Annotated in this window: 1 pseudogene; it reads right to left on the reverse strand. The window is 41.5% G+C overall.

Features of this window, described 5'->3' with window-relative positions:
- Window positions 1-388: pseudogene (locus tag C6368_RS17140) on the reverse strand (hypothetical protein); the annotation flags it as partial.

Consider the following 388-nt stretch of genomic DNA (forward strand, 5'->3'; position numbering starts at 1 on the left):
GTGAATTAATTGTGAAAGGTCCAACAGTTGCAGCACATCCATTAGCATCAGTAACAACTAAAGTATAATTCCCACCGATTGCATTGTTGAGATCAGCACTTGGCGTTACAACTCCATTCCATTCGTAAGTTAAAGGAGCTGTTCCACCAGAAGTAGTAATTCCTGTAATACTTCCGTTATTTCCATTACAATCGGTCGAAGTGATGTTAATCCCTATAGCATTAAGTGAAACACTTGGCGTATTTGTGATGGTGTAAGGTCCTACAGTTACTGAGCAACCTGCAACATCTGTGATTACTAAAGTATGTGATCCACCTGACAAACCTGTTGGATTCAGTACGGCAGCTCCAGAAGGTGACCATGCGTAAGTTAAACCCGTTCCATTTGC

This window comes from Brumimicrobium mesophilum (assembly GCF_003025005.1).
GTDB lineage: Bacteria > Bacteroidota > Bacteroidia > Flavobacteriales_D > Crocinitomicaceae > Brumimicrobium > Brumimicrobium mesophilum.